8 protein-coding genes and 1 pseudogene are annotated in these 9999 nt (G+C 57.3%); 6 read left to right on the top strand and 3 right to left on the bottom strand.

The features are described from left to right. The 5 genes and pseudogenes from AACS24_RS21775 to AACS24_RS02730 all read left to right on the top strand — a co-directional run. Positions 1-532 (top strand): annotated as a pseudogene (locus AACS24_RS21775) (hydroxymethylglutaryl-CoA lyase); the annotation flags it as partial. Positions 533-534: 2 nt separating this feature from the next. After that, complete coding sequence (locus tag AACS24_RS02745) at positions 535-945, top strand: MerR family transcriptional regulator (protein ID WP_108570517.1); 411 nt, start codon at positions 535-537, stop codon at positions 943-945. A 36-nt stretch (positions 946-981) separates the two neighbouring features. Further along, a complete protein-coding gene (locus AACS24_RS02740; protein WP_108570516.1) occupies positions 982-1743 on the top strand; it encodes a substrate-binding periplasmic protein in 762 nt (253 codons plus the stop codon). A gap of 52 nt (positions 1744-1795) precedes the next feature. Then, positions 1796-4744 (top strand): DUF748 domain-containing protein, encoded by a 2949-nt coding sequence (locus AACS24_RS02735; RefSeq protein WP_108570515.1) that lies wholly within the window; start codon positions 1796-1798, stop codon positions 4742-4744. Between the two features lie 229 nt (positions 4745-4973). Further along, positions 4974-5570, top strand: coding sequence for an acetate uptake transporter (locus AACS24_RS02730; protein WP_108570514.1), 597 nt, complete (start codon positions 4974-4976; stop codon positions 5568-5570). Positions 5571-5644: 74 nt separating this feature from the next. On the opposite strand, the gene AACS24_RS02725 is transcribed toward AACS24_RS02730, so the two are convergent. Next, positions 5645-6442 carry a M90 family metallopeptidase gene (locus AACS24_RS02725; protein ID WP_258222886.1) on the bottom strand — a complete coding sequence of 266 codons (798 nt, stop codon included), beginning with the start codon at positions 6440-6442 and terminating at the stop codon, positions 5645-5647. A gap of 32 nt (positions 6443-6474) precedes the next feature. Continuing rightward, positions 6475-6912 carry a GNAT family N-acetyltransferase gene (locus AACS24_RS02720; RefSeq protein WP_033113113.1) on the bottom strand — a complete coding sequence of 146 codons (438 nt, stop codon included), beginning with the start codon at positions 6910-6912 and terminating at the stop codon, positions 6475-6477. Positions 6913-7252: 340 nt separating this feature from the next. Between AACS24_RS02720 and AACS24_RS02715 the strand changes: the two genes are divergently transcribed. Next, positions 7253-8752: an alanine/glycine:cation symporter family protein gene (locus AACS24_RS02715; protein ID WP_033113114.1), complete on the top strand. Its 1500-nt coding sequence runs from the start codon at positions 7253-7255 to the stop codon at positions 8750-8752. Positions 8753-8933: 181 nt separating this feature from the next. Here AACS24_RS02715 and AACS24_RS02710 read toward each other — a convergent pair whose 3' ends face one another. After that, positions 8934-9890 (bottom strand): phage integrase, encoded by a 957-nt coding sequence (locus tag AACS24_RS02710; protein WP_375123932.1) that lies wholly within the window; start codon positions 9888-9890, stop codon positions 8934-8936. Positions 9891-9999 lie beyond the last annotated feature (109 nt).

The following is a 9999-nucleotide window of genomic DNA, read 5'->3' as shown; positions in this document are numbered from 1 at the left end:
CCTCTCCACCGTCATCGCCTGCCCGTTCGATGGCCCGACCCGGCCCAAGCGGGTCGCAGCCATGGCCGAACAGTTGCTTGATCTCGGCTGCCACGAAATTTCGCTGGGGGACACCATAGGCGTCGGCACCCCTGGCACCGTGGCCCCCATGCTGGATGCGGTGCTGCACGAGATCCCGGCGGGGCGGCTCGCGGTCCATTTTCACGACACCTACGGTCAGGGCTTGGCCAACCTGCTGCCCGCGCTGGAGCGGGGTATTCGCACCATCGACTGCTCGGTGGCAGGCCTTGGCGGCTGTCCCTATGCCCCGGGCGCCTCCGGTAATGTGGCATCTGAAGAGGTGGTCTACCTGCTGCACGGCCTTGGCATGACGACGGGGGTGGATCTCGACAAACTGGCGGCCACCGGCCAGTGGGTGAGCGAGCAGCTCGGCCGCCCCAATGGCTCGCGGGTCGGTCAGGCCCTGCACGCCAATGCCGAGCGGCTGCGTGCCCGCCTCTGCCAGCCACACTCCCAGCAACAGGAGTCATAACCATGTCCCGTTCCCTGCCCGGCAAGGAGATCACCTACAGCATTTCGGAATTGGCCCACGAGTTCGATGTTACGCCACGCACTATCCGCTACTACGAGGACGAGGGGCTGCTCACCCCGCAGCGGGAGGGGCAGACCCGCATTTACAGCCACAAAGACAAGATCCGGCTCAAGCTGACTCTGCGCGGCAAACGGCTGGGGTTTAGCCTGGCCGAGATCCGCGAGCTGTTCGATATGTACGACACCGACAAATCGAGCAAAAACCAGCTCAACTCCATGATCAGACTGATCGAAAGCAAGCGCAGTGCCCTGCACCAGCAACTGGAGGATATCCAGATGGTGATGGCCGAGCTGGAGGCAGCCGAACAGCGCTGTGTTAATTCCCTTAACAACTTGAAAAGCGCAACAGATTAACCGAATCTGGGGTTATGCAATTGCCCTGGGACGTCCATGAAATATTGGTGCTGGTTTTTACTTCTGTTCAGTCTGTCCGGTTGGAGCCATCCCCTTATCAAGGTCGGCGGTTATCCTTATGCCCCGTTCGTGGTCAAAGTGTCGGATGACCACTATGAAGGACTGACGCTGGACCTCATCGCCAAGCTCAACGAGATCCAGCAAGAGGTAAGATTCGTGTTTGTTCCCACCTCGGCCGCCAATCGTTACAAGGCGCTCGATCTGGGCCGCTTCTCGCTGATGCTGTTTGAAGACAGCAAATGGGGCTGGCAAACCGACAAGTTCAAGATGACCTCCCCCTTTCTTGGTGGTGGTGAAGTCTATGTTGCCCTCAAGACCCCCGGGCGAGACCAGCGTTTTTTCGAGGATCCCTCCCTGCACCACCTTATCGGTGTAACCGGTTATCACTACGGCATCGGCCAGTTCAATGCAGATCCGGTCTATTTGCACAGCCATCTCGACATCACGCTGTTCAAGGACAACGTCAGTGCCCTGCAAGCCCTGCTCAAGGGACGCGGTGATATCGCCATCCTTAATATCTCCTATTTGAACCAGTATCTGCTCAGCAACCCCGAGGTAAAGGCACAGCTGCTTGTGTCGCAAAAGTGGGACCAGCGCTACCAGCACCGCGCTATCTTTGATCCCGAGGCCAGCATTACCCCTGCCCAGCTGGAGCTGTGGCTGGCCAAGCTGCGCCAAACAGGTGATCTGGATCGACTTTGGACAAAGTACGGCGTATCAGAGTACGCAACCCCATGATTACTATCTGACTTTTCGGTACCATGACGGGAACCGAATGGGAGTGCATCAAATGGAGACCACCATGCCCGCATCCCCCCGAGCTCGCCGGTTGTGCTACCTGGTCTACGCACTCCTGCTACTACTTATCCTCATTTCCCTGTTGCTGTGGCAAACTCCGCGGCTGCTCCAGCGCTACCTGCCCGGCTGGCTGGCCGAACACTACGGCATTCACCTCACACTTGGCGAGATCGATGTCAGCTTGCGCCACCCCGCTCTGACAATCGGCCCCAGTTCATTGCTCGATGACAAGCAGCAGCCATTGGTCAGCTTCGCCCATCTGCAAGTGACCCCCGAGCTCAAAGCAAGCTGGCAGCAAAAACGGGTGGTACTCAGCGACATCGCGCTGACCAGGCCGGTGGTACTGGTGCAGCGGCTGAGTGACAAAAAGGGGGGCGTTCGGCTCAATCTGACCGATGTACTGGCAACCCTGCTTGCACCAACACCCGCAACAGAGCCGGAACCGAAAACAGCTCCCGTTATTGTCGATATCGCTAGGGTTGCGCTGACCGACGGCCAACTTGCCTATCTGGATAAGCGCAAGGAGAGCGAACCCGGGTGGGTGCCCTCGCTCAAGCTCGATAAACTGGCGCTGCAACTGGAGGGGCTGAGCACATCCGCAGGACACCTCACCGCCTACCAGCTGGCTGCCACTCTCAACGGCAAGAGCACGCTGAGTGCCCAAGGCAAGCTGGATATCACCAGCGGCATGGGTCAGGGCAAGGCGAGCCTCAAGCAGGTCGAGCTGACACCTTTTGCCCCGCTCTGGGCCCCCTACCTCAAGCTGGATCTGGCCAAGGGGCACGCCAATGCAGAGGTGGAATACCTGCTTAAAGAGGGCAAGCAAGGGGTACAGTGGCAATTGTCGAAAGGCAAGCTGACGCTGGACAACTGGCAGCTCAAACAGCACAAAGGTGACGAGTTTGCCCGCTTCAGCCAGCTGGCTATCGCTGAACTTGCTGTGGATGGCAACAAACAATCCCTGCATATCGGCAAAATCACCCTGCAACAGCCACACCTCAAGGCCACTATCAATGAACGGCAGGAGCTGGATCTGGCCGAACTATTGCTCGATCAACCCTCAACCAAGCCGAGCAAAGAGAAAAAAGAGAAACCGGCTCCCGCCAGCAAACCATGGCAGTGGCAGATCAACCAGATCGCTATCAGCAAAGGGGATATCACCCTCACCGAAGCAAGCAGTGGCAAACCACTGGCACGACAGCTATCGGATCTGCAGCTGGCATTAGGCCCGCTGGGCAGCAAGAGCGAACAACAGAGCAAAGTGACGCTCTCGACCCGTTTCAACCAGAAGAGTCCCCTCGCCTTTGATGGCCAGCTGACCCTGGCCCCCTTTACCCTCGGTGGCGAGATAACCCAACAGGCACTTCCTCTTGTGCTGGCCCAACCCTATTTGAACGATCTGCTGCGGATCAAGGTGAAAGAGGGCGAACTCAGCAGCAAAACCAAGCTTGCGCTGGCGACCACAGAGCAAGGGGAACTGGGCAAGCTGACGCTACAAGGGGGGCTCGATATCCATACCCTCAAGGTGGTCGATCGGGCCGATAACCAGAGACTGCTCGAGATCAACGACCTGAAGCTGACCGGCCTCGATTACGACGGCATCAGCCAGAAGATGAAGATCAAGGATGTGGCGCTGACCAAGCCCTTCGCCCGCATCGAGATCAACGAAAATGGCGTGACCAATATCCAGCAACTGCTGCTGACCGCCCCTGCGTCAGCCAAGGATAAAGCCGCGCCCCCCCAGAGCAAGAGCAACAAAGCGGCACCCGCGTTTCAATTCACCATCGACCAGCTGCGCACCGAACAGGGCAACCTCCGCTTTGCCGACCGCAGCCTGAGCCAGGATTTCGTGGCTGATATCGCTTCGCTGGGCGGCCAGAGCCGCCACATCAGCAACATCCCGGGCCAGCGCTCCGAACTCTCCTTCAATGGCAAGGTGGATCGCTATGCCCCGGTGACCATCCGCGGCGGTACCAACCTGCTGGTCGCCGATCCGGTGCTCGACATTGCGGTCGCCTTCAACAATCTGGAGTTGACCACCTTTACCCCTTACTCGGGCACCTATGCCGGTTACGCCATCGACAAGGGGCAGCTCTCGGTGAAGCTGCACTACAAGCTGGAAGGCAAACGGCTGGAAGGGGACAACGACATTACCATCAAGAAATTGCAACTGGGTGAGAAGATCAAGAGTGAGCAAGCAAAGGATCTGCCACTCGGTCTGGCCATCGCGCTGTTGAGTGATGCCAACGGCGTCATCCAGATGAACCTAAAGGTGAAGGGTAATCTTGACCAGCCCGACTTCAGCCTCGGTAATATCTTCTGGGATGTGCTTGGCAACACCCTGAGCAAGGCGATCACCTCCCCCTTCTCGTTGCTCGCCTCTCTGGCTGGCGGCAGTGAAGATCTCGATGAGATCACCTTTCTGCCGGGCGATCCAGATCTCACCCAGACCCAGCAAGAGAAGCTGACCAAGCTGGCGCAGGCTCTCAAAGATCGCCCCAAGCTCAGCATGAATATCCGTGGTAAGGTCAACTTCAATGAAGAGCGCCCCATCCTGCAGAGGCAAAAACTGGAGCGGTCCCTCGCCAAACTCACCGGCAATCAGGGCGATCTCGATCTGCTGGAGCAGGATAAGGATATGCAAGATGCCCTGGCACAGGCCTATGAAGATCGCTTCGGGGAAGATCTGGGAGATCTCGCCGACCGCCTGCATCTTGATGAAAAGAGCGCGGCGCTGCGGGCTCAGGCGGTTGCCCTGCTGCAGGAGCAACAGCTCATCACCGCCAAGTCCCTGCGCAATCTCGCCATGCGCCGGGCACAAAACACCAAGGAGTTTTTGGTGGATGCCCAGGGGATCACGCCAGAGCGGCTGTTTGTGCTGGACAGTCAGGTCAAGGAAGAGGACAAGGAGGCCAAAGTGGTACTGACACTGGATGAGTGAGCTTCTCCTCATCCGGTTCGCCTGCGCGTAATAAAAATACAACCCCTCAACTATTTTGACACCTTTTGCTCACGAAATCGGCTGACCTGCTGAACAATTGGGCGTCATTGCAAATAAATACGTAATTTTTTTACGGTTTAGTCCCTTCCCCCCCTTGCGGCAGTTTTACAAGCTGCCTAAAATCGCGCGTCTTTTTGTTAACCCCACCTCTATTTTTGGAGAACGCCACGTGAGCGAAAAATTGGCCAACCCTGCCCCCCTGGGTCTGATGGGTTTCGGTATGACCACCATTCTGCTGAACATCCATAACGCAGGTTTCTTCCCCATCAGTGCCATGATCCTGGCCATGGGCCTGTGCTATGGCGGCATTGCCCAGATCATCGCGGGCATCATGGAGTACAAGCGCGGCAACACCTTCGGTGTAACTGCCTTCACCTCCTATGGCCTGTTCTGGCTGAGCCTGGTTGTCCTGCTCATCATGCCGACCATGGGTCTGGCCGAAGCGACTCCGCACGCCTACATGGGCTGGTACCTGCTGATGTGGGGTGTGTTCACCCTGTTCATGCTGATCGGTACCGTCAACTACCCGCGCGTGAAGCAGTTCGTGTTCGCCTCCCTGACCGTGCTGTTCTTCCTGCTGGCCGCCCGTGACTTCACCGGCAGCACTCTGATCGGCACCATCGCCGGTTTCGAAGGCATCATCTGCGGCGCCAGCGCCATCTATCTGGCCATGGCTACCGTACTGAACGAGCAGTATGGCCGCACCATCCTGCCGATCGGCGATCACAAGAAAGCCACAGCAGTCCAGCTGAAAGCCGCTGCCTGATTGGCGCACGCTCAAGCTTGAAAAAAGGCACCCTCGGGTGCCTTTTTGCTATCTGCCATGTTGTTAATCCGGATTCACAACAGCATGCCCTCGCCATCCCCGGCCAACAGGCGGGTCGGCGGAAAACGGCGCGCCGGCTCCTGGCCAAACAGCAGTGTCAGTTGGCGGTAAACTTCGGGATAGACACTGCGCAGGCGCAACGGGTCGGTAAAAAAGTGCTCGCAGCAAACCGCGAAGAATTCGGCCGGATGCTCGGCCGCATAGGGGTCGATGGCGGGGGGCTCACCCTGTTCGAGTTGCTGGCAGAGCGCATCAAAAGCATGCTGGAACACCTGCTGCCACTCCTGCTGGCTCATCTGCACCGGCAGTGGCGGTGCACCATCCGCCTCACCACCCAGCATGTCTATCTTGTGGGCAAGCTCGTGGATCACCAGATTGAAGCCATCCCAGTCACCATCCAGCTGCAGCTCGCTCCAGGCCAATACCAATGGCCCCTGGGGCCAGGACTCACCGGCGTTCTCCTCTTCAACTTCGCTCACCAGCCCAAACTCATCCTGCACCTCTTGGCGCCGGGTCACGGGCTCGGGAATGATGATGATCTCGTGAAAACCGCGATACCAGTCAACGCCAAGATGCAGGATAGGCAGAGCCGCCTGCAGTGCCAGAATGGCTTGCTGGCGCTCGCTTAAGGTAACACCAAGCTGGGTCAGAGTTTTGCGCTTGAGTAGCTGACGGCCCAGACTTATCAGAGTTTGTTGCTCACTCTCGGTAAGCCCCTGCAAGATCGGCACAACAGTAAGCGCACGTAGCCACAGATCTTCCTCTTCTTCGCTCATTTTCACCGTGCCACGGCCACGAAACCAGTTGAACAATCCCAGCACGCTCACTCCTTCTCATTTTCTCTTTACAACAGTTTGACGAATCGTTTGGGCCGCTCCTGATATGCCTGCGCCAGATAGAAGCGGTGGGCATCTTCGCGCTTGAGGCTGCTGGAAAGCTCCAGCTGACTGCACCCGGCTTCGCGAGCCTGACGCTCGGCCTCACATAATAACGCAGCACCAATGCCCCCTCCCCTTGCACGATCATCGACGACCAGCGCCGAGATCAGGCCCCATGCAGGTGCAACATGCAGTGGTTGCAGCCAGTGCCATACCAGCACGCCGACCACTGTCTCAGCCTGCTCGGCCAGCAAGACGCGGGTGGCAGCATCCTGCCCCAACAGACGTTGCAGCAGCTCATCAACCTCTGCAGCATACCCTAGTTGGGTAAAGAGGTGGGCCATGGCAGTGGCATCCGACGGTAAAGGAGCGCGGATAACGAGTGGAGCAGGGAACATTTGCATGATTGGCCTTTTGTTTGCTTAGCGGGATCCTGGCTGCTCCGGCAGACGCAGATCAGCATGGTAGCGGGTATCTCTGGTCACAGAAAATAGCGCATGCCATTATCGCAACGCAGTTGTCAATTCACAAAATTGCAACAACGCAACATTTTTCGCTGGGAAGCGCCGGAACAACTCGATATGTTACAGCCCATGCATGGCGCACTATCGTGCCCTGCCGAACACTTCACCACAGCGCCAACCTGTTAACTCATTTGTTAACAATTGGCGTAACACAATGACAGCGAGCGAGACAGAGATCTCGCCGGAAGTACAACACAAAACAACAAAGGAGTTGTTGTAGATGAATGAGATCGTCAATGCTATCAACGGTGTGATCTGGAGCCCTGCGCTCATCTATCTGTGTCTGGGGGTAGGCCTCTACTTCTCAGTACGCAGCCGCTTTTTGCAACTGCGTCATATGGCCGAAATGGTCCGGCTGATGTTTGATGGCAAGAGCACGGATGCGGGGGTCTCCTCCTTCCAGGCGCTGGCCATGACCCTCGCCGGTCGCGTCGGCACCGGCAACATTGCCGGTGTTGCCACCGCCATTACCTTCGGTGGCCCGGGCGCCATGTTCTGGATGTGGATGGTAGCCTTCCTCGGCTCCAGCTCCGCCTTCGTGGAGTCCACCCTTGGTCAGGTCTACAAGGAGAAGATCAACGGCGAATACCGCGGCGGGCCGGCCTTCTACATCGAGAAAGGGCTTGGCATGAAGTGGTATGCCTGGACGTTTGCCATCGCCACCATCTTCGCATGCGGTGTACTGCTGCCGGGCGTGCAAGCCAACTCCATCGGCGCCAGCCTGCAGACGGCGTTTGATATCGATCCGAACGTGACCGCGGCCGGTCTGGCACTGTTGCTCGGCTTCATCATTTTCGGTGGTGTCAAGCGTATCGCCAACTTTGCCAGTACCGTGGTGCCCTTTATGGCGCTGGGCTACATCATCGTGGCCTGCGTCATCATCGCCCTCAATATCTCTGCCCTGCCGGGCGTGCTGTTGCTGATCTGGAAAAGCGCCTTCGGTTTTGATGCCGGCTTTGGCGCCATTCTGGGTCTGGCCATCATGTGGGGGGTCAAGCGCGGGGTCTACTCCAACGAAGCGGGTCAGGGGACCGGGCCGCATGCCTCCTCTGCTGCCGCAGTAAGCCACCCGGCCAAGCAGGGTCTGGTACAGGCGTTCTCCGTCTACATCGACACCCTGTTCGTCTGCTCCGCCACCGGCTTTATGCTGCTGATCTCCGGCCTCTATAACGTGCAAGGGCCGGACGGTACTGCCCTCTATACGGGTATTGCGGGTGTGGCGGCAGGCCCGGGCTATGTGCAGACCGCCATGGAGAGCATGATGCCGGGCTTTGGCAGCATGTTCGTGGCCATCGCGCTGTTCTTCTTCGCGTTCACCACCATCGTCGCCTACTACTACATCGCCGAGACCAACATCGCCTACATCAACCGTAAGGTGAACCGTCCCTGGCTGACTTTTGTGCTCAAGCTGACCCTGATGGCCTCTACCGTCTACGGTACCGTCAAGACCGCCGAGCTAGCCTGGGGCATGGGTGATATCGGGGTAGGTCTGATGGCCTGGCTCAACATCATCGCCATCCTGCTGCTGCAAAAGACCGCCTTCGCTTGTCTGCGCGACTATGAAGCACAGCAGGCCAAAGGGCTGGATCCGGTGTTCCACCCGGAGAAACTCGGTATCAAAAACGCCGACTACTGGGCTGGCCATCGCTCCGAAGACAACCTGGAGCAGGAGAAATCTGGTCACCCCTTCGAGCCGGATCTGGATCGCAAGATCTCCTGATGCAAGCAACTAAAACGCGTATAAAAAATGGCAGCCTAGGCTGCTATTTTTATTTCTTTAATTTCAATTAGTTGCATTTAAATCAAGGAGTGAGTGCCACACGAGAGGACACTTTGGGACGTGAAAAGACACCAAAATTGGCAAAATGTGGACACTTTTTTCTGCACATTCTCGGGGAAGCTCAAGCTGGTTGAAGATGGTTTTCCAACGGGTTAAAGCGAACCGCGTCATTGAGATAATCCGGTGCAAAGTGGGCATAAGTCATCGTCTGATGAATGTTCTGATGCCCCAGAATTTTTTGCAGCGCCAGGATATTGCCACCCGCCATCATGAAGTGAGAAGCGAACGTATGGCGCAGCACATGAACCGCCTGCCCTGCTGGCAAATCAGGGGCCACTTGCTTGATCACGTCACGCACAAGCAGATAGTCAACGTCGTGAAATAGCAGGCCGCGGTGAATACCTTGGGTGATCTCCTTTGCCAGGGCGGCCGAGATGGGTACTGTCCGGTTCTTGCCGTTCTTGGTGTTGATGTAAGTCACCCGACTGGCAATCACATCATCACGCCGCAGCCCTGTCGCCTCGCTCCAGCGGGCTCCGGTGGCCAAGCACAATTTGACCACTTTCAGGTTATCACCTGTCAGCGCGGCTAGCAGGCGACCAATTTCCTCATGGGTCAGATACCCCATAGCACGGTCTACCTGTTTGACCTTTTTCAGTCCCTTGAGCGGATGTTCGTTGTGGTAGTGCCCCAATGCGATCAACACCGAAAAGACGCCGCTAAGCCTGTCCTGCTCCCAGTTGAGCGTACTGGGCTGGCAACCGGCTTGCAGACGTTGCGCCCGATACTCTGCAAACAACAGGCGGTTTATCTTCCGGGCCAGGGGATAGCCCAACGCCGCATCCAATTTGCGCAGTCGGGTAATGGCATTTACCCCCGACTTCAGGGTCTGGCCGTGGTAGCGCCACCAGAGCTCGATAAGCTCGGAGAGCGTCCGGTTATCTGCCGGGCGCTCCACCCACTCTTTGTTGTGTTCGGTGGCAATAACCCAACGCTCGAACTGATGGGCCTCGGACTTGGTCTTGAAACGCTTGCGGATCCGCTTGCCCTCCCTCCCCTGCGGGCGGATATCGACCAGTTAGCCCTCGGGAGTGGACTTTATGCTCATCGTCCTTCCTTAAACAAGTGCTGATATAGTAGAAAAATGGCTATTGGATTACTTATAATTTTCTGTAGCTTATACTTAT

Source organism: Aeromonas sp. HMWF016, from assembly GCF_963878195.1.
Lineage (GTDB): Bacteria > Pseudomonadota > Gammaproteobacteria > Enterobacterales > Aeromonadaceae > Aeromonas > Aeromonas lacus.
This window is presented reverse-complemented; position numbering and strand designations above follow the sequence as displayed.

What these genes read in the sequence shown, in the direction of transcription:
- AACS24_RS02740 (WP_108570516.1), top strand. Translation starts at nt 982, where the DNA reads ATGAAATATTGGTGCTGGTTTTTACTTCTGTTCAGTCTGTCCGGTTGG.
- AACS24_RS02735 (WP_108570515.1), top strand. Translation starts at nt 1,796, where the DNA reads ATGGAGACCACCATGCCCGCATCCCCCCGAGCTCGCCGGTTGTGCTAC.
- AACS24_RS02745 (WP_108570517.1), top strand. Translation starts at nt 535, where the DNA reads ATGTCCCGTTCCCTGCCCGGCAAGGAGATCACCTACAGCATTTCGGAA.
- AACS24_RS02715 (WP_033113114.1), top strand. Translation starts at nt 7,253, where the DNA reads ATGAATGAGATCGTCAATGCTATCAACGGTGTGATCTGGAGCCCTGCG.
- AACS24_RS02720 (WP_033113113.1), bottom strand. Translation starts at nt 6,912, where the DNA reads ATGCAAATGTTCCCTGCTCCACTCGTTATCCGCGCTCCTTTACCGTCG.